Annotated in this window: 15 protein-coding genes and 1 riboswitch; of the genes, 10 read left to right on the top strand and 5 right to left on the bottom strand. The window is 61.3% G+C overall.

What is annotated here, in order from left to right; genetic code table 11:
* Positions 1-37 precede the first annotated feature (37 nt).
* The 7 genes from mdh to lpdA all read left to right on the top strand — a co-directional run bounded on the left by mdh (position 38) and on the right by lpdA (position 10043).
* A complete protein-coding gene (gene mdh, locus P2W41_RS03855; protein ID WP_404934359.1) occupies positions 38-1003 on the top strand; it encodes a malate dehydrogenase in 966 nt (321 codons plus the stop codon).
* Positions 1004-1016: 13 nt separating this feature from the next.
* Complete coding sequence (sucC, locus tag P2W41_RS03850; protein WP_404934358.1) at positions 1017-2213, top strand: ADP-forming succinate--CoA ligase subunit beta; 1197 nt, start codon at positions 1017-1019, stop codon at positions 2211-2213.
* Between the two features lie 6 nt (positions 2214-2219).
* Positions 2220-3122, top strand: coding sequence for a succinate--CoA ligase subunit alpha (gene sucD, locus P2W41_RS03845; RefSeq protein ID WP_292897725.1), 903 nt, complete (start codon positions 2220-2222; stop codon positions 3120-3122).
* A gap of 110 nt (positions 3123-3232) precedes the next feature.
* Positions 3233-6220, top strand: a complete 2988-nt coding sequence (locus P2W41_RS03840) for a 2-oxoglutarate dehydrogenase E1 component (protein ID WP_292897727.1) — start codon at positions 3233-3235, stop codon at positions 6218-6220.
* Positions 6221-6240: 20 nt separating this feature from the next.
* Positions 6241-7782: a 2-oxoglutarate dehydrogenase complex dihydrolipoyllysine-residue succinyltransferase gene (odhB, locus tag P2W41_RS03835; RefSeq protein ID WP_292897728.1), complete on the top strand. Its 1542-nt coding sequence runs from the start codon at positions 6241-6243 to the stop codon at positions 7780-7782.
* 66 nt (positions 7783-7848) lie between these two features.
* Entirely contained in the window at positions 7849-8604 is a 756-nt protein-coding gene (locus P2W41_RS03830; RefSeq protein ID WP_292897729.1) for an SDR family oxidoreductase, read from the top strand.
* Between the two features lie 32 nt (positions 8605-8636).
* Positions 8637-10043 carry a dihydrolipoyl dehydrogenase gene (lpdA, locus tag P2W41_RS03825; protein ID WP_404934357.1) on the top strand — a complete coding sequence of 469 codons (1407 nt, stop codon included), beginning with the start codon at positions 8637-8639 and terminating at the stop codon, positions 10041-10043.
* Between the two features lie 56 nt (positions 10044-10099).
* On the opposite strand, the gene P2W41_RS03820 is transcribed toward lpdA, so the two are convergent.
* The 5 genes from P2W41_RS03820 to P2W41_RS03800 form a co-directional block, all read right to left on the bottom strand.
* Positions 10100-10303, bottom strand: a complete 204-nt coding sequence (locus tag P2W41_RS03820; protein ID WP_404934356.1) for a hypothetical protein — start codon at positions 10301-10303, stop codon at positions 10100-10102.
* Between the two features lie 73 nt (positions 10304-10376).
* The gene (locus P2W41_RS03815) at positions 10377-11450 is read right to left on the bottom strand and encodes a TraB/GumN family protein (protein WP_404934354.1); all 1074 of its coding nucleotides are present in this window, start codon (positions 11448-11450) and stop codon (positions 10377-10379) included.
* 80 nt (positions 11451-11530) lie between these two features.
* Entirely contained in the window at positions 11531-12472 is a 942-nt protein-coding gene (locus P2W41_RS03810) for a tyrosine recombinase XerC (RefSeq protein WP_292897732.1), read from the bottom strand.
* A gap of 118 nt (positions 12473-12590) precedes the next feature.
* Positions 12591-14402 (bottom strand): ABC-F family ATP-binding cassette domain-containing protein, encoded by a 1812-nt coding sequence (locus P2W41_RS03805; protein ID WP_404934353.1) that lies wholly within the window; start codon positions 14400-14402, stop codon positions 12591-12593.
* A 3-nt stretch (positions 14403-14405) separates the two neighbouring features.
* Positions 14406-15053 (bottom strand): thiamine diphosphokinase, encoded by a 648-nt coding sequence (locus P2W41_RS03800; protein WP_404934352.1) that lies wholly within the window; start codon positions 15051-15053, stop codon positions 14406-14408.
* A 92-nt stretch (positions 15054-15145) separates the two neighbouring features.
* Positions 15146-15259: riboswitch (TPP riboswitch) on the top strand.
* A 37-nt stretch (positions 15260-15296) separates the two neighbouring features.
* Here P2W41_RS03800 and thiB point away from each other — a divergent pair.
* The 3 genes from thiB to thiQ are packed head-to-tail and all read left to right on the top strand — an operon-like array spanning position 15297 to position 18663.
* The gene (gene thiB / locus P2W41_RS03795; RefSeq protein ID WP_404934351.1) at positions 15297-16301 is read left to right on the top strand and encodes a thiamine ABC transporter substrate binding subunit; all 1005 of its coding nucleotides are present in this window, start codon (positions 15297-15299) and stop codon (positions 16299-16301) included.
* 20 nt (positions 16302-16321) lie between these two features.
* The gene (thiP, locus tag P2W41_RS03790) at positions 16322-17920 is read left to right on the top strand and encodes a thiamine/thiamine pyrophosphate ABC transporter permease (protein WP_404934350.1); all 1599 of its coding nucleotides are present in this window, start codon (positions 16322-16324) and stop codon (positions 17918-17920) included.
* Entirely contained in the window at positions 17917-18663 is a 747-nt protein-coding gene (gene thiQ, locus P2W41_RS03785) for a thiamine ABC transporter ATP-binding protein (protein WP_404934349.1), read from the top strand. The genes thiP and thiQ overlap by 4 nt, the downstream gene beginning before the upstream one ends.
* Positions 18664-18816 lie beyond the last annotated feature (153 nt).

The following is an 18816-nucleotide window of genomic DNA, read 5'->3' as shown; positions in this document are numbered from 1 at the left end:
CACCTATCCTTTCGACACAAGGGGGAATTCTAACCACATGGCACGCGACAAGATCGCTCTCATCGGCTCCGGCATGATCGGTGGAACGCTCGCACACCTGGCGGGCTTGAAAGAACTGGGCGACGTCGTCCTGTTCGACATTGCCGAGGGTATCCCCCAGGGCAAGGGACTGGACATTGCCGAATCCTCGCCGGTCGAGGGTTTCGACGCCAAAATGGTTGGCGCCAACGACTACGCTGCCATCGAAGGCGCGGATGTCTGCATCGTCACCGCCGGTGTGGCCCGCAAGCCCGGCATGAGCCGCGATGACCTTCTGGGCATCAATCTGAAAGTGATGGAGCAGGTCGGCGCTGGCATCAAGAAATATGCCCCCAACGCTTTCGTCATCTGCATCACGAACCCGCTCGACGCCATGGTCTGGGCGCTGCAGAAGTTCTCCGGCCTACCGAAGAGCCATGTGGTCGGCATGGCCGGCGTGCTGGACTCGGCTCGCTTCCGTTACTTCCTCTCGGAAGAGTTCAAGGTCTCCGTCGAAGACGTGACGGCCTTCGTGCTGGGCGGCCACGGTGATTCCATGGTGCCGCTGACGCGCTACTCCACCGTTGCCGGCATTCCGATCCCGGACCTGGTGAAGATGGGCTGGACCTCCAGGGAGAAGATCGACGAGATCGTGCAGCGCACCCGCGACGGCGGCGCAGAGATCGTCGGCCTTCTGAAGACCGGTTCCGCCTATTACGCCCCGGCTTCGTCGGCCATCGCGATGGCGGAGAGCTACCTGAAAGACAAGAAGCGTGTCCTGCCCTGTGCAGCGCATCTTGCCGGCCAGTATGGTGTCAAGGACATGTATGTGGGCGTTCCCACAGTCATCGGCGCCGGCGGTGTCGAGCGCATCATCGAAATCGATCTCAACAAGTCTGAGCAGAAGATGTTCGAACAGTCCGTGGAGGCCGTTGCCGGTCTTTGCGAGGCCTGCGCCAACATCGCGCCCAACCTGAAGAAGTAGGAGTAGGCCTCCAATGAACATTCACGAGTATCAAGCCAAAGAGCTTCTGAAGAGCTATGGCGCACCGGTGGCCGATGGCGTGCCGGTGTTTGAGAAGGGCGAAGCCGAAGCCGCTGCAAAAAAGCTTCCCGGTCCGCTCTATGTGGTGAAGAGCCAGATCCACGCCGGTGGACGCGGCAAGGGCAAGTTCACCGAACTCGGGCCCGACGCCAAGGGCGGCGTGCGGCTTGCGAAAAGCGTTGAGGAAGTTGTCGCGCACACCAACGAGATGCTGGGCAACACGCTAGTCACCAAGCAGACCGGCCCGGCCGGCAAGCAGGTGAACCGCCTCTACATCGAGGACGGTGCGGACATCGACCGCGAGCTCTACCTCTCGATCCTCATCGACCGCACGGTCGGCCGCCCGGCTTTTGTCGTTTCGACCGAAGGCGGCATGGACATTGAGGCCGTCGCCGAAGAGACGCCGGAGAAGATCCTCACGCTCGCCATCGACCCGGAAACGGGCGTAACGGCTGACGACGTGAAGAAGCTCAACGAGGCGCTGAAGCTCGAAGGTGACGCGGCAAAGGATGGTGAGACGCTATTCCCGATCCTCTACAAGGCCTTCACCGAGAAGGACATGAGCCTTCTGGAAGTGAACCCGCTGATCGTCATGGAAAATGGCCGTCTGCGCGTTCTCGATGCCAAGGTCTCCTTCGACGGCAACGCGCTGTTCCGTCACGAGGACGTGGTTGCCCTGCGCGACACGACCGAGGAAGACGAGAAGGAAATCGAGGCTTCCAAATACGACCTCGCCTATGTCGCTCTCGACGGCAATATCGGCTGCATGGTCAACGGCGCCGGTCTTGCGATGGCCACGATGGACATCATCAAGCTCTACGGAGCCGAGCCTGCCAACTTCCTCGATGTCGGCGGCGGCGCCACCAAGGAGAAGGTGACGGCAGCCTTCAAGATCATCACCGCGGACCCGGCCGTGAAGGGCATTCTGGTCAACATTTTCGGCGGCATCATGCGCTGCGACGTCATTGCTGAAGGCGTTGTCGCTGCCGTCAAGGAAGTGGGCCTGAAGGTTCCGCTGGTTGTCCGCCTCGAAGGCACCAATGTCGATCTTGGCAAGAAGATCATCAACGAAAGCGGTCTCAACGTGATCGCCGCCGATGATCTCGACGACGCCGCCAAGAAGATCGTTGCAGCCGTTAAGGGAAGCTGAGCCAAGATGTCCATTCTCGTCAACAAAGACACCAGGGTTCTCGTTCAGGGCCTGACCGGCAAGACCGGAACCTTCCACACCGAACAGGCGCTTGCCTATCATGGCACGCAGATGGTCGGCGGCATTCACCCCAAGAAAGGCGGCTCCACCTGGACCGGCCAGGGCGGTGAAGAGCTCCCGATTTTCGCATCCGTCGCCGAAGGCAAGGAAAAGACCGGCGCCAACGCGTCCGTGATCTATGTCCCCCCGGCAGGTGCCGGTGCTGCCATCATCGAGGCCATTGAGGCCGAGATCCCGCTCATCGTCTGCATCACGGAAGGTATTCCGGTGATGGACATGGTCCAGGTGAAGGCGAAGCTTGACAAGTCCAGCTCGCGCCTGATCGGCCCGAACTGCCCCGGCGTGCTGACGCCGAACGAATGCAAGATCGGCATCATGCCCGGCAATATCTTCCAGAAGGGCTCCGTGGGCGTCGTGTCGCGCTCCGGCACGCTCACCTATGAGGCCGTGTTCCAGACGACCAATGCCGGCCTCGGCCAGACGACGGCTGTCGGCATCGGCGGCGACCCGGTGAAAGGCACCGAGTTCATCGACGTTTTGGAGATGTTCCTGGCTGACGACGAAACCCAGTCGATCATCATGATCGGTGAGATCGGCGGTTCGGCGGAAGAAGAAGCAGCCCAGTTCCTCCGTGATGAGGCCAAGAAAGGCCGCAAGAAGCCGATGGCCGGCTTCATCGCGGGCCGTACCGCTCCTCCCGGACGCACCATGGGCCACGCAGGCGCCGTGATTTCCGGCGGCAAGGGCGGCGCAGAAGACAAGATCGCGGCAATGGAAGCAGCCGGCATCAAGGTTTCGCCCTCCCCGGCGCGCCTTGGCCAGACGCTCGTTGAAGCGATCAAGGGTTGAAGAAGAACCATAAACCCGGCTTGCCACATAAGTGGCAGCCGGGAACAATGTGACTGTCCGGCTAATTTGCCGGCGACCAAGGAGCCGGAACGCGGGTTCCGGAAATCAAAATGGCACGGCAAGATCAGGCCAACGACCAAATGTCGCTCACCTCGTTCCTCTATGGTGGCAACGCTGCCTATATCGAGGAACTCTACGCCAGCTATCAAGACGATCCGTCTTCCGTCAGTGAAGACTGGCGCGACTTCTTCGGCGCGCTCAAGGATGACGCTGTTGATGTGAAGAAGAACGCCGCCGGTGCGTCCTGGAAAAAGAAGAACTGGCCTCAGGCCGCCAATGGCGAGCTTGTCTCAGCGCTTGATGGCGACTGGGGCGCAGTCGAAAAGCATTTCGACGGCAAGATCAAGGAAAAGGCAGCCAAGACCGGCGCGCAGCTCTCGCCTGAAGAGACGTTGCAGGCGACGCGTGATTCCGTCCGTGCCATCATGATGATCCGCGCCTATCGCATGCGCGGTCATTTGCATGCCGACCTCGACCCGCTGGGCATTGCCAAGCCGCTGGAAGATTACAACGAGCTGTCGCCGGAGGCCTACGGCTTCACGGAAGCCGACTACGATCGCCCGATCTTCATCGATCATGTGCTCGGTCTGGAGACGGCCACGATCCGCCAGATGCTCGACATTCTGAAGCGGACTTATTGCTCGACGCTGGGCGTCGAGTTCATGCACATCTCCAACCCGGCCGAAAAGGCCTGGATTCAGGAACGCATCGAGGGTCCGGACAAGGGCGTCGAATTCACCGCCAACGGCAAGAAGGCGATCTTGCAGAAGCTGATCGAGGCAGAGGGCTTCGAGCAGTTCATCGACGTCAAATACAAGGGCACCAAGCGCTTTGGTCTCGACGGCGGTGAAGCGCTGATCCCGGCGCTCGAACAGATCATCAAGCGTGGCGGCCAGATGGGCCTCAAGGAAATCGTTCTCGGCATGGCCCATCGCGGTCGCCTGAACGTGCTCGCCCAGGTCATGGAAAAGCCGCATCGCGCCATCTTCCACGAGTTCAAGGGCGGCTCCTTTGCCCCTGACGATGTGGAAGGCTCCGGTGACGTGAAATACCATCTCGGCGCTTCCTCCGACCGCGCCTTTGATGGCAACAATGTCCACCTCTCGCTGACGGCGAACCCCTCGCACCTGGAAATCGTGAATCCGGTGGTGATGGGCAAGGCCCGCGCCAAGCAGGACCAGGTGTTCGGCCGCAAGCGCGAGGAAGTGGTGCCGCCGGAAGAGCGGGCGCGCGTCATGCCGTTGCTCCTGCACGGTGATGCCGCTTTTGCTGGTCAGGGCGTTGTGGCCGAGTGCTTCGGCCTGTCGGGCCTGCGCGGCCACCGCGTTGCCGGCACCGTGCATTTCATCATCAACAACCAGATCGGCTTCACCACCAATCCGCGTTTCTCGCGCTCCTCGCCCTATCCTTCCGATGTGGCGAAGATGATCGAAGCGCCGATCTTCCACGTGAATGGCGACGACCCGGAAGCGGTGGTCTATGCGGCAAAGGTTGCAACCGAATTCCGCATGACCTTCCACAAGCCGGTCGTGATCGACATGTTCTGCTACCGTCGCTACGGCCACAACGAGGGCGACGAGCCGGCATTCACGCAGCCGATCATGTATCGCAAGATCCGCAAGCACACGACGACCAGCGAGATCTACGCGAAAAAGATGCTCGAAGAAGGTCTTGTGACCGAAGCCGACATCGAGAAGATGCGGGCGGACTGGCGCGCACATCTGGAAGCGGAATTCGAGGCCGGTCAGGCCTACAAGCCCAACAAGGCCGACTGGCTGGACGGTGTCTGGTCAGGCCTGAAGAAGGCCGATCATGCGGATGAACAGCGCCGCGGCAAGACCGCTGTCCCGGTCAAGACGCTCAAGGAAATCGGCAAGAAGCTGACCGAAATCCCGGAGGATTTCGAAGCTCACCGCACGATCCAGCGCTTCCTCAAGAACCGCAAGACGATGATCGACGATGGGGCCGGCATCGACTGGGCGACCGCCGAGGCCCTTGCCTTCGGCTCGATCCTGCTCGAGGGCAATCCGGTGCGCCTTTCCGGTCAGGACTCCGAGCGCGGCACCTTCTCACAGCGCCACTCCGTGCTCTACGACCAGCGCGACGAAAACCGCTACATCCCGCTCAACAATCTGGGACCGCAGCAGGCCTATTACGAAGTCATCAATTCGATGCTTTCAGAAGAAGCCGTTCTCGGCTTCGAATACGGCTTCTCGCTCGCAGAACCGCGCGCGTTGACGCTGTGGGAAGCCCAGTTCGGCGACTTCGCCAATGGCGCTCAGGTGGTCTTCGACCAGTTCATCTCTTCGGGCGAGCGCAAATGGCTCAGGATGTCGGGCCTCGTGTGCCTGCTGCCACACGGCTATGAAGGCCAGGGTCCGGAACACTCTTCCGCCCGCCTCGAACGCTGGCTGCAGATGTGCGCGGAAGACAACATGCAGGTGGCCTACTGCTCGACGCCTGCGAACTACTTCCACATCCTGCGCCGACAGCTGAAGCGCGATTTCCGCAAGCCGCTCATCCTGATGACGCCGAAATCTCTGCTGCGCCACAAGCGCTGCGTGTCTACATTGGCTGAGCTTTCAGGCGAAAGCGCATTCCACCGTCTCTTGTGGGACGATGCCGAGCATCTGGACGGCGAGAAGATCAAGCTGGTGAAGGATTCGAAGATCCGCCGCGTAGTGATGTGCTCCGGCAAGGTCTATTACGACCTTTACGAAGAGCGCGAGAAGCGTGGCATCGACGATATCTATCTCCTGCGTGTCGAACAGCTCTATCCATTCCCGGCCAAGGCTTTGATCAACGAGCTTTCGCGCTTCAAGAACGCGGAGATGGTGTGGTGCCAGGAAGAGCCCAAGAACATGGGTGCCTGGTCCTTCATCGATCCATATCTGGAATGGGTTCTGCAGCACATCGAGGCCAAGAACACGCGCGTGCGCTACACCGGTCGTCCGGCCGCTGCATCGCCCGCGACCGGCCTCATGTCGAAGCATCTGGCGCAGCTCGAGGCTTTCCTCGAAGACGCGCTCGGCGAATAGCAAGCGACGGAGAAAACGACATGGCGACCGAGATTCGGGTTCCCACACTGGGCGAGTCCGTGACCGAGGCAACCATTGCCCGCTGGATGAAATCGGTGGGTGACACGATCGCCACCGACGAGCCACTCGTTGAGTTGGAAACCGACAAGGTTTCCATTGAAGTGCCGGCGCCCGCTGCCGGCACCCTCGATGAGATCGCCGTCAAGGAAGGTGAAACCGTCGAAGTCGGCGCGCTTCTCGGCATGATTGCCGCAGGCGATGGCGCCGGCAAAGCAAAACCAGAAACCAGTCAGGCCGGCGAAAAGTCGACCGGTAGCAAAGAAACCCAGGAGGCAACCATGGCCGGCGGCGGAAAAATCGTCGAGGTGAATGTTCCATCGGCGGGCGAATCCGTCACCGAAGCCCAGGTCGGCGAGGTCTACAAGAAGGTTGGCGACGCGGTGAAAACCGATGAAGCCATTCTCGAGCTCGAAACCGACAAGGCCGCCCAGGAAGTGATGTCGCCGGTCGATGGCGTGATTACTGAGATGGTGGTGAACTCGGGTGACGAGGTCGAAGTCGGGGCGCTTCTCCTGCGCATCGAGCAGGGAGCCTCTGCCGGCGCAGCGGCGCCCAAGGCCGACAAGCCGGCTGAGAAGGAAGCCCCCGCGGCGAAGAAGGACGACGATGGCGGACGTCCGCCCGCACCCTCTGCTCAGAAGCTGATGACAGAAAAGGGCATGAAGGCCTCGGACGTTGCCGGTTCCGGCAAAGACGGCCAGGTGCTGAAGGGCGATGTGCTGGCAGCGCTTGAAGGCGGCGCACCGAGTTCACCGGCTGAAAAGCCCAAGGCAGCCCGCCCCGCTTCTCCGGCCGAAGACGAGAACCGTGAAGAGCGCGTGAAGATGACGCGCCTGCGCCAGACCATCGCCCGCCGCCTCAAGGATGCGCAGGACACTGCCGCCATGCTCACCACCTTCAACGAGGTGGACATGACGGCGGTCATGGAGATGCGTAAGAAATACAAGGAGCTCTTCGAGAAGAAGCATGGCGTCAAGCTTGGCTTCATGGGCTTCTTCACCAAGGCCGTCTGCCACGCGCTGAAGGAAATCCCGGCTGTGAATGCCGAGATCGATGGCACGGACATCATCTACAAGAACTTCTGCCATATCGGCGTAGCGGTCGGCACCGACCGTGGTCTCGTCGTGCCGGTGGTGCGCGATGCCGACCAGATGTCGATTGCCGAGGTGGAGAAGGAAATCGGTCGTCTGGGTCTTGCTGCCCGCGACGGCAAGCTCTCCATGGCCGATATGCAGGGCGGTACCTTTACCATCTCCAATGGCGGTGTCTATGGCTCGCTGATGTCGACCCCGATCCTGAACGCCCCGCAGTCGGGCATTCTGGGCATGCACAAGATCCAGGAGCGGCCCATGGTGGTCGGCGGCCAGATCGTCATCCGCCCGATGATGTACCTCGCGCTTTCGTATGACCACCGGATCGTCGACGGCAAGGAAGCCGTGACCTTCCTCGTACGCATCAAGGACGTGCTCGAGGATCCCGAACGACTGGTCCTCGATCTCTAGAACAGCAGGGCGCGAAAGGCAGATGTCTTTCGCGCCTTTCCGCATTAGCCAGCCTTGGGGACGGCAATGACGCAGGCAGCAAAATCACTTCTGGTGACAGGCGGGAGCCGCGGCATCGGCGCTGCGATCTGCAGGCTGGCTGCGGGCGCAGGGTATCGCGTGGCGGTCAACTACGTCGCCAATCCGGATGCTGCCGAAACGGTGGTCCGCGACATTGAGAAGGCAGGCGGCGAAGCCTTCGCCGTCAAGGCCGACATGGCCGAGGAAAGCGAAATCCTGGCCATGTTCGAGGCCGTTGATCAACGCTTTGGCAAGCTCGATGCGCTGGTCAACAATGCCGGCATCGTCGACCGCAAGGCACGCGTCGACGAAATGGATTTCGCCCGCTTCGAACGCATGATGCGCATCAACGTGATCGGCACGATGCTGTGTGCTCGCGAGGCAGTGAAGCGCATGTCCACACGCCATGGCGGAAAGGGCGGCGCCATCGTCAACATCTCTTCCATCGCCGCTGTGCTCGGTTCGGCGGGCGAATATGTCGACTACGCGGCCTCCAAGGCTGCGGTCGACACCTTTACCATTGGGCTTGCTCGCGAGGTCGCGGAGGAAGGTATCCGCGTCAACGCCGTGCGGCCCGGCATTACAGACACCGAAATCCACGCCTCTGGTGGTCAGCCTGACAGGGCGCAGCGGCTTTCGGGTCTTATCCCAATGAAAAGGCCTGGCACGGCGGAGGAAATCGCCCGCGCCGCGCTCTGGCTTCTCTCCGATGAGGCGTCCTATTCCACAGGCGCCATTCTCAATGTCAGCGGCGGCAGATAGCCGGCGCAACGGAATTCAGGAAAGGCAGGAACATGTCCTATGATCTCGTCGTGATCGGCACCGGCCCCGGCGGCTATGTCTGCGCCATCAAGGCGGCTCAGCTTGGCCTCAAGACAGCTGTGGTCGAGAAGCTCTCCACCCATGGCGGAACCTGCGTCAATGTGGGCTGCATCCCCTCCAAGGCGCTGCTCCATGCCACGGAAATGTTCGAGGAAGCCGGCCATGGCCTTGCCGATCTCGGCGTTGAGGTTGGCAAGCCCAAGCTGAACCTCAAGAAGATGATGGAGCATCGCGTCAAGACGGTCGAGCAGAATACCAAGGGCCTCGACTTCCTGATGAAGAAAAACAAAATCGATGTCTATCGCGGCTTTGGCAGCATTGCCGGCAACGGCAAGGTGAGCGTGAAGGGCGACGACGGCAAGGAACAGACCGTCGAGACGAAGAACATCGTCATCGCTACTGGTTCCGATGTCGCCGGCATTCCTGGCGTCGATGTGAAGTTCGACGAGAAGGTGATCGTCTCCTCCACCGGCGCTCTGGAGCTTTCCAGGGTGCCGGAGCGGATGGTGGTTGTCGGTGGCGGCGTGATCGGTCTGGAGCTGGGTTCCGTCTGGGCCCGTCTTGGCGCAAAGGTGACCGTGGTCGAATATCTCGACACCATCCTGGGCGGCATGGATGGCGAGGTGGCCAAGCAGTTCCAGCGCATGCTCGGCAAGCAGGGTTTCGAATTCAGGCTCGGCGCGAAGGTCACGGACGTAACCAAGGCCGGCAAGGGGGCGAAGGTCACTTTTGAGCCGGCAAAAGGTGGTGATGCGGAGACCGTCGAGGCAGACGTGGTTCTGGTTGCGACCGGCCGCAAACCCTACACGGAAGGCCTTGGCCTGGACGCGATGGGCGTAGAGCTGGACGAGCGCGGACGCGTGAAGACAGACAAGCATTTCAAGACGAATGTCGATGGCATCTACGCCATCGGCGACGTGATCGCCGGACCGATGCTGGCGCACAAGGCCGAGGATGAAGGCGTCGCCGTCGCCGAGATCCTCGCCGGTCAGGCCGGGCATGTGAACTATGACGTGATCCCCGGCGTGGTCTACACCAGCCCGGAAGTCGCCTCCGTCGGCAAGACCGAGGAAGAGCTGAAAAAGGCCGGCGTGGAGTACAACGCTGGAAAATTCCCCTTCTCGGCCAATGGCCGTGCACGCTCCATGCTGAAGACGGACGGCTTCGTGAAAGTGCTCGCCGATAAGAAGACGGACCGTGTTCTGGGCGTTCACATCATCGGCTTCGGCGCCGGCGAAATGATCCACGAGGCTGCGGTTCTGATGGAATTCGGCGGCTCGTCTGAAGATCTCGCCCGCACCTGTCACGCCCACCCCACCATGTCGGAAACGGTCAAGGAGGCAGCGCTCGCCACCTTCGCCAAGCCGATCCACATGTGATCCGGCAGGAATTTTCAAACAATGTGGCCCTGAAGCAAAAGCTTCGGGGCCTTTTTCTATCCGCCATCACCGGTAGGCACACTGTCGGAAACAGTGTCGGGAACTCGGACGCGGTCCTCCCCGAAAAAGCCGCTGCCTGAAATCGCCATGAAGACGAGTATAGCGATCGCAGCGCCGACGGCACCGATCACAAAACCCCGCGTTCCCGCTGAGCTTGAGGAACGTTTTTCGGGATTCTCCTTTGGGTTATCGTTCGGCATGACGTCACTCCGAATGACGCTCCCCAACGCCATTGAAAAGATAACATGCAATTAATTAGCCGGAACCCCAAAATTACAGAACGCCCTCAACAGTATAACCGTCCGCACGCAGGAGTTCGATGAGCCCTTCCTCACCGGGCAGATGCAGCGCCCCAACGGCAATAAAGGCGTTGCCCTCGTCCAGGATCGGTTGCGCCCGTTCGGCCATCGTACCGTTCCGCGCTCTGACCATGGCCTGATCGAAGGCGGTGTAGTCGCCGGGAGCGTCTTCCTGTTCAGGGAGCGCAACACGGATAAGCGGCCAGAACATTCCGGTTTCACCCTGCTCATAGAGTGAGACCATGGTTTCCATGACGTCATTTAGAGCGTCGCCCAGCGCCAACGTCTCGACGAGGCCCCGGACATGCATCTCCATCGGCAGGGAGGCCATGGCATCCAGTTGCTCGACCGCCGTCTCAAGACCAAGAAGCTCTTTGCCGGCGTTCTGTGCATCCTCGGCAAGCTTAAGGTCCAGGATCGGCATGCCGGCTTCCTTGCGCTGGATTTCGCAAGCTGGCAACGCAACCAGCGAGATCAACATCCAGGGCTTCATCTTCTTGACGCTCGCAAACGGAATGCCGCGCAGTTCGAGCGCATTTGCCACCGCCTGACGTTGGGCATCGTCAAGATGATCTCCAAGGGTCTCCTCACCGGTGAACATCATCAGCTCTGGCCGTTTGAACATCGCCGCCGCCATTGTCGACTGATCGAGAATGTCGGTTGTTTCAATGACAACCCGATCAGCTCCCTCAAAAGCCTTGTGGGCGTTGGCGGGGAGAGTCACCACGCGCGGATCGCTCATATGCATGGTGCCAAAAAGATAAGAGGGCGCAACGCCCTCCTTTTCGACCCGCCAAAGCAGGCCCTTGCCGTTGAGCGTTTCCGCGGCTTGTCGTCGAACGTCTTCGAGTGCCTCCGGGTTATCGTCCGCAAGTTCCGTCAGCAGATTCGTACCGGTACAGGCGATCTCCTCCGCCTTGGCGGGCTTCGCCATAATCAGCCCGAGGATAAGCGCCAGCAGGAGAAACAGCGGAAAAGCTACTGCACACAAAAAAAGGCGATCGACAAGCCGCTCCGCGGCGGTGGTGGCTTTTGAATGCGTTTTCATGACCTCACGCTAGCTGCAAATCACCGCGAAACTGTTAATCCGCCACCGCGAATTGCGCACAACCATTTCAGGCGTGGATTTCAGGCGCGCGGATGGGCGGCGTCATAAATTTCGAGCAACCGCGCCGTATCCACACCGGTATAGACCTGCGTGGTAGAGAGGCTTGCGTGACCCAGAAGCTCCTGGATTGCGCGCAGGTCGCCACCACGCCCCAGAAGATGGGTGGCGAAGGAATGCCTGAGCGCATGGGGTGTCGCCGTTTCCGGCAGATTGAGAGCTGAGCGCATGCGTTTCATCTCACGCTGGATGATGGCAGGCTGCAACGCACCGCCACGCGCGCCGCGAAAGAGCGGCCTGTCGGGGTCCAGATGCCAGGGGCAAAGGCGCTGATACTCGGCAACCGCCGCGACGGATATCGGCAGCATCGGCACAAGCCGCGTCTTGCCGCCCTTGCCGGTGATCCTGAGCGCGCCCTGGCGCAACTCCCCGACCTGGCCGCCAAGAAGCCCCAGCGCCTCTGAAATGCGAAGCCCGGCTCCATAAAGCAGCGTGAAGACAGCAGCATTCCGCGCCGCGATCCATGGCTCTTCGGCAAGCTGCCCCTCGCCTGAGGCGACCTTGCGCGCGTCGGCAGCCGTCAGCGGCTTGGGCAGCGCGCGCGGTGCACGCGGCGCCTTCAGCGCTGCTGCGGCCGCCGCGTTCACCAGCCCCCGACGCTCCAGATGACGCAGAAACGAGCGCACACCGGCAAGCCCGCGCCCGAGCGTGCGCGCGCCCGCCCCCCGGCCCCGCCGAAAGGCCAGAAAGGCGCGCAAGTCCGCCGGGCGCAGTTCGGCAATGTCTGAAAGACCTGGCGCCTCGCCGCAATGGCCGGTGAGAAACTGCAGGAACTGCCGTGTATCACGCTCATAGGCATCGACGGTCAGCGCGGAAAGACGACGCTCATCGGCCAGCGCGGAAAGCCAGGTAGCACGCGCTTTCTGCAGATCGGGCTTTGCGGAAATGAGGAAATCCTGGTCCATGCGGCGCATTCTGAACCAGTCTGGTTAGCGAGCGGTGAAGGCGATCGGAACGACGGCTTCCTTCTCCCTGCCTGTGTGGTGAATATCCCTTGAAACCGGAGCCAAGCAGCGAAAATCGCTAGGCGCCCTCGACCTCTTCGCGCAGCATCTCCAGTTCCAGCCATTCCTCTTCCATCTTCTCCCGGCTCGCGCGCTTTTCATCAAGCTCTTTGGAATAGCGCTGAAAAGCGGCGGTATCGCGCGTGTAGAGGTTCGGATCGGCAAGTTTCTGCTCCAGAGCCACGATCTCGTCAGCCAGCTCATCGATTTTCTTTGGCAACGTCTCCAATGCAAACTTCTGCTTGTAGGAGAGCTTCTTCGACGCTGCCTTGGGCGCACTCACATTGCCGGCAGGCTTTGCCTTCTGCTGCTCGGCACTGCGCGCCTTGCGCCGTTCCAGCTCTTCGCCCTTGCGCTGCGCCATCATGTCGGAATAACCGCCGGCATACTCGATCCAGCGACCATCGCCCGCAGGCGCAATCGTGCTCGTTACCGTGCGGTCGAGAAAATCGCGGTCATGGCTGACAAGCAGCACAGTCCCCGGAAAGTCCTCGACCAGTTCCTGCAGGAGATCGAGCGTCTCCATATCGAGATCGTTTGTCGGCTCATCGAGAACCAGCAGATTGGCCGGCCGTGCGAGGAGCCGGGCCAGAACCAGCCGGGCGCGCTCACCGCCCGAAAGCTCGCGGATCGGCGTGCGCGCCTGCTCCGGTTTGAACAAGAAGTCCTTCATATAGGAAACGACATGCCGCTCCTGCCCGTTGACGACGACGCTGTCGCCGCGCCCATCGGTCAGGAAGTGAGAAAGCGTCTCCAGCGGATCAAGCGCTCGCTTCTGGTCCAGAATGGCGATTTCCAGATTGGCACCGAGCCGCAGCGATCCCTCATCGGGCTCGAGCTTGCCTGTCAGAAGACTGATCAGCGTTGTTTTGCCGGCACCGTTGGGCCCGACAAAGCCAACCCGATCGCCCCGCAGGATGCGTGCGGAAAAGTCCTTCACCACCTGCAATCCGTCATACGATTTGGCAAGCCCCTTCGCCTCGATGACGAGCTTGCCGGATTCGGCGGCGTCGCTTGCCGCCATGGTGGCCACACCCTCCGCGCCACGGTGGCTGCGGTGCTTTTCACGCAGCGCCTGCAACTCTCCCAGGCGGCGCACATTACGCTTTCGGCGGGCGGTGACGCCGTAGCGCAGCCAGTGCTCTTCACGCTCGATCTTGCGGGCAAGTTTGTGCTGCTCGCGCTCTTCCTCTTCGAGCACCTGATCGCGCCAGTCCTCGAAATGGGCGAACCCCTTGTCGAGCCGGCGCGTCATCCCCCGGTCGAGCCACACGGTTGCGCGGCTTACCTTTTCCAGAAATCGGCGGTCATGCGAGATGGTGACAAGGGCAGACGAGGTGCGCTGCAATTCATCTTCGAGCCACTCGATCGTGGCGAGGTCAAGATGGTTGGTCGGCTCATCGAGAAGCAGCAAATCCGGCTCCGGCGCAAGCACGCGGGCCAGTGCAGCGCGCCGCGCTTCACCGCCAGAAAGCGTCGCCGGGTCTTCATCGCCCGTGAGCCCCAGCCGGTCGATGACCAGCGCCACGCGGTTGATGTCGTCGGCAGGACCAAGCCCCGCCTCCACATAGGCGCGCACGGTTGCGAAGCCCTGCCAGTCGGGCGCCTGCGGCAGATAGCGTATGGTTGCCGTCGGCTGGCGAAAGATCTCTCCGTCCTGCGGCTCGACGAGCCCGGCGGCGATTTTCAACAGGGTCGACTTTCCGGAGCCGTTGCGCCCCACCAGCGCCAGCCGCTCACCGGGACCGACCATCAGCGAGGCACCGGCAAGAAGTGGCGTGCCACCGAAGGTCAGACGAATATCATCCAGCTTTAAAAGTGGCGGCGCCATGGCTCAGCGTTCTCCATCATTCAGCAGATGCGCCATGAACAGCGCCCGACCCTTCATCAGCGTTATCGAGAGGTCGCCCTTCACGACGTTGGAAAGCGTCAGCGACGATCCGAAGGGCACCTCCACGGCATCGAGCGGCCACTTCGCCCCTTCAACGGTGAGGCCGGAAAGCTCCGAGAAGCCGAGGATCGAAAACAGTGTGCCATCAGCATAGGCGAAGCTGTGGCGCCGCCCCGGGACGAGCGGCACGCCTTCCTGATGCCCGCTCGTCAGCTTCGCGGCAATGCCGCGCTCGGAGAGCTGCAATGCCTGAGCGAAATGCAGGAACATGTGGTCGGCCCGTTCGCCACCAAAGGCGCCGGCCAGCAGAAGGCTTGTCGCCCCGGCCTCCAGAGCTGCCGCAATCGCGATCTCGCCGTCGGTCTTGTCCTTCTCGGAGGGGAAGGTGCGGCGCGCCACATCGACATAGGAGTCCTCGAACCCATCGGGCACGGAATCGAAATCCCCAACCCAAAGCTCGGGTTTGACGCCGAGAAGTGCTGCGTGGCGTATGCCCGAATCCGCCGCGATAATGCGGCTGTCGGCGATTTCGGCATCGAGGGCCGGTGTCCGGGTGAGGTCTCCACCTAGGAGAAGGGTAAATCGGCTCATGGGCTGGCCCATATCATGCCGGCGAGCCAGCGCCAACGGCGTTTGCACCATTCCTGCCCCTTGCAGAATATCGCTCTGCGCCCTAATTTCCGGTTGCTCTAACGGGGTGCCGGCGCGTTGCCGGCTGAGAGGCCTGGGACAAACCAGGCCAACCCGCGGAACCTGATCCGGTTCATACCGGCGGAGGGATTAGACGCTCTTGGAACAGCGCCTCATTCCCCAACCAGAAACGAGGAGGCGCAGATGCGCACCATCACCCTGATTTCCACGCTGTCGATTGGCACCTTTATCCTGACGGGGCTGGCGGCAGCGCAGGATAAACTCACCATTTACACCTACGAAAGCTTTACCTCGGATTGGGGCCCCGGCCCACAAGTGGAAAAGGCGTTCGAAGCCGAATGCGGCTGCGACGTGGAGTTCATTTCGGTGGCCGATGGGGTGGCGCTTCTGAACAGGGTGAAGCTGGAAGGCCAATCCACAAAGGCCGACATCGTGCTCGGCCTCGACAACAATCTGCTTCATGAGGCGCGGGAAACCGGCCTCTTCGCACCCCATGGAACAGACATGGCCAGGGTGAAGGTGCCGGGCGGTTTCGAGAACGACATTTTCGTACCCTTCGACTATGGCTATTTCGCTTTCGTCTACGACACCGAGGCCATCGAGACACCACCGGCCAGCCTGAAGGAACTGGTGGAAAGCGATGGCGATTTGAAGATCGCAATACAGGACCCGCGCACCTCCACACCGGGGCTTGGTCTGCTGCTCTGGGTCAAGGCCGTTTACGGCGAGGAGGCTGCCGCCGCGTGGAGCAGCCTTCAGAACAAGGTGCTGACGGTGACACCCGGCTGGAGCGAAGCCTACGGGCTGTTTACCAGCGGCGAGGTCCCCATGGTGCTGTCCTACACCACCTCACCCGCCTACCACCGGATAGCCGAGGATACGGAGCGCTACAAGGCTGCCGGATTTGCCGAGGGCCATTACCTGCAGGTGGAAGTGGCAGCGCAAACGGTCAACGGCGCGAAGAATCCGCTGGCGCAGAAGTTCCTCGCTTTCATGACCGGTCCCGGCTTTCAGGATGCCATCCCCGAAACCAACTGGATGTTCCCGGCCGGAGAAACCTCCAGCCCTTTGAATCCGGTATTCGAAGATCTGGTGAAACCTGAAAAGACACTCGAATTCACACCCGAAGAGGTGGCTGAGAACCGGAAGGCGTGGGTTGATGAGTGGCTTTCGGTGATGAGCCACTGACTATCCCCCGGGTCCCCGCCATGGACAGACGCATAACAGCGGGACGCATCGCGCTTGCCGCCGTTGGCCTGCTTGTCGGCGGAGCCTTTGCCGGCCTCGCGGTGGAGGCGGCGCGCCAGGGTTCTGACGTGCTGGATGCGTTCGATGCATGGCTTCTGCGCATTGCCCGTTTCACGCTCTGGCAGGCGCTGCTTTCCACGCTGCTCTCGGTGATCCCGGCGACCCTCTTGGCGCGCGCTCTTGCACGACATCCGGTGTTTCCGGGCCGCGCCTTCATCCTGCGCCTGTTCGCCGTGCCGCTTGCATTACCGGCTATCGTGGCAGCCCTCGGCGTGCTCGCGCTCTATGGCCGCGCTGGGTTCTTTGCTCCCTATCTTTCGCTTGCTCTCAACGAACACTGGCCTGGCATCTATGGCCTTTCAGGAATTCTGGTCGCCCATGTCTTCTTCAACCTGCCGCTTGCGACACGGCTGTTTCTGAACGCGCTTGAAAGTGTGCCAGCAGACCAATGGCGTCTTGCAGCCCAGCTTGGCATGGGCGCGCGCGCCTCGTTCCGGTTTCTCGAATGGCCGGCCATGCGCGCTGCCCTGCCCGGCATTGCCGGGCTCGTCTTCATGCTGTGTGTCACTTCCTTCACCATTGTGTTGCTGCTTGGTGGGGGCCCGCGCGCGACCACGCTGGAAGTTGCGATCTATCAGGCATTGCGCTTCGATTTTGACCCCGCCCGCGCTCTGGTGCTCACCCTCATCCAGGTGACGCTGGCAGGCAGCATCGTGTTGGCGATGAGCCGCCTCGGCGCGTCCTTCAGCGGCGACGCAAACCTGCCCGTCGCACCCCGCCGGATCGTCTGGCACACACCCGCAGAGACCGGTTTCAACGCAGCCCTTATTCTTATCGCCCTCTTCTTTGTTGCAGGGCCGATGGCAGCAACGGTATTTACCGGCCTGAAAGCCGACCTCGGGCGTCTTGCCACCGAAAGCGCGGTCTTTGCAGCCACGGCCACCAGCCTTGTTTTCGCAAGCCTGTCGGCCCTCCTGTGCCTCATCCTGTCGCTGGCACTGGTCGCAGCCCGGCGAGCGCTCGAAATGAAGCGGGGTGCATTACCGGCAGCCCTGCTCGAACGCGCCACCGACAGCGGGGCCGCCATGGTTCTCATCGTCCCGCCGCTGGTCATCGGTGCGGGCTGGTTCATTCTCCTGCGTCATGTGGGCAATGTCTTCGTCTTCGCGCCGGTCATGGTCGTCACGGTCAATGCAGTGATGGCCATGCCCTTTTCCATCCGCGCCATTCGCCCGGCCTATGATGCCGCAAGCGCCCGTCATGAAAAACTGTGCCTGTCGCTCGGCATCACCGGCTGGACCCGGCTGCGTCTTGTCGACTGGCCGGCGCTCAAACGCCCCGCCGCCACCGCGCTCGCCTTTGCCGCAGCGCTTTCGCTGGGAGACCTTGGCGTCATTGCCTTGTTCGGATCAGATCAGGTGCAGACCCTGCCCTATCTGCTTCTGCAGCGCATGGGCAGCTATCGCACGGCAGATGCCGCCGGCCTCGCTCTTTTCCTGGGCCTTCTTTGCCTGGCATTGATGTTCATCGCCGATCGACTCGGCAGGGAGAAGACATGAACAGAACCGCCACCGGACCTGGAGCACGCATCGCTTTGGAAGCGCTACAATTCGCTTACCCTGGCGGGAGCCCAATGACGTTCGACACAACAATCGCGCCAGCCGATATCGTTGCCGTGATGGGCCCGAGCGGTTCGGGAAAATCGACGCTGCTCAGCCTGATCGCCGGCTTCGAAAGACCCACCTCGGGCCGTGTTCTCATAAACGGCGAAGATGTCTCCCGGCTCAATCCTCACCGCAGGCCTGTTTCGATGGTGTTTCAGGAAAACAATCTCTTCGCGCATCTCACCGTCGCCCAGAATGTGGGGCTTGGCCGCTCGGCTTCCCTGAGATTGACCGACGAAGACCGGGCAGCAGTCTCGGATGCTCTTGCCCGAACCGGTCTTGCGGGCAAGGAAGACCGGTTGCCTCAAGCGCTCTCGGGCGGAGAGCGCCAGCGTGTGGCACTTGCCCGCGTGTTGATTCGCAGACGCCCCGTTCTTCTGATGGACGAGCCGTTCGCTTCGCTCGGACCGGCCCTGCGCGACGAAATGCTCGATCTCATTGTCGGCCTGCACAGCGCGCAGGAGATGACAATCCTGATGGCGACGCATGATCCGCGCGATGCTGAGCGGCTTTGCAAAACCATGATCTTCGTGGAAGAAGGACAGATCTCCGCCACCGGCACAACCGATGCGTTCATCTCCGGCAGAGCGTCTGAAGCCTTCAACCGCTATATAGGCGCGCGCCGCGAAATCATTTAAGCTCCAAGAAATGGATTCCCCTGTTGCAGCTTATGCGCTAGACGATGCCCCGGATGGGACATGATGAAATGCTGAGGGAACCAAAAGCGCGACTGGCATGTTAAGGCTGGTCATGCTTTGGACAAGATCAACCGGAAGGACATTCACTTGTCC

The sequence above is a fragment of the Nitratireductor sp. L15S-10 genome, from assembly GCF_045011005.1.
Taxonomy (GTDB): Bacteria; Pseudomonadota; Alphaproteobacteria; order Rhizobiales; family Rhizobiaceae; genus Nitratireductor.
This window is presented reverse-complemented; position numbering and strand designations above follow the sequence as displayed.

Excerpts from the sequence above, each read along its gene's own strand:
- thiP (WP_404934350.1), top strand. The coding sequence starts at position 16,322 with ATGGACAGACGCATAACAGCGGGACGCATCGCGCTTGCCGCCGTTGGC.
- thiB (WP_404934351.1), top strand. The coding sequence starts at position 15,297 with ATGCGCACCATCACCCTGATTTCCACGCTGTCGATTGGCACCTTTATC.
- sucC (WP_404934358.1), top strand. The coding sequence starts at position 1,017 with ATGAACATTCACGAGTATCAAGCCAAAGAGCTTCTGAAGAGCTATGGC.
- odhB (WP_292897728.1), top strand. The coding sequence starts at position 6,241 with ATGGCGACCGAGATTCGGGTTCCCACACTGGGCGAGTCCGTGACCGAG.
- sucD (WP_292897725.1), top strand. The coding sequence starts at position 2,220 with ATGTCCATTCTCGTCAACAAAGACACCAGGGTTCTCGTTCAGGGCCTG.
- P2W41_RS03840 (WP_292897727.1), top strand. The coding sequence starts at position 3,233 with ATGGCACGGCAAGATCAGGCCAACGACCAAATGTCGCTCACCTCGTTC.
- P2W41_RS03810 (WP_292897732.1), bottom strand. The coding sequence starts at position 12,472 with ATGGACCAGGATTTCCTCATTTCCGCAAAGCCCGATCTGCAGAAAGCG.
- P2W41_RS03820 (WP_404934356.1), bottom strand. The coding sequence starts at position 10,303 with ATGCCGAACGATAACCCAAAGGAGAATCCCGAAAAACGTTCCTCAAGC.
- lpdA (WP_404934357.1), top strand. The coding sequence starts at position 8,637 with ATGTCCTATGATCTCGTCGTGATCGGCACCGGCCCCGGCGGCTATGTC.
- P2W41_RS03800 (WP_404934352.1), bottom strand. The coding sequence starts at position 15,053 with ATGAGCCGATTTACCCTTCTCCTAGGTGGAGACCTCACCCGGACACCG.
- P2W41_RS03805 (WP_404934353.1), bottom strand. The coding sequence starts at position 14,402 with ATGGCGCCGCCACTTTTAAAGCTGGATGATATTCGTCTGACCTTCGGT.
- P2W41_RS03815 (WP_404934354.1), bottom strand. The coding sequence starts at position 11,450 with ATGAAAACGCATTCAAAAGCCACCACCGCCGCGGAGCGGCTTGTCGAT.
- thiQ (WP_404934349.1), top strand. The coding sequence starts at position 17,917 with ATGAACAGAACCGCCACCGGACCTGGAGCACGCATCGCTTTGGAAGCG.
- P2W41_RS03830 (WP_292897729.1), top strand. The coding sequence starts at position 7,849 with ATGACGCAGGCAGCAAAATCACTTCTGGTGACAGGCGGGAGCCGCGGC.
- mdh (WP_404934359.1), top strand. The coding sequence starts at position 38 with ATGGCACGCGACAAGATCGCTCTCATCGGCTCCGGCATGATCGGTGGA.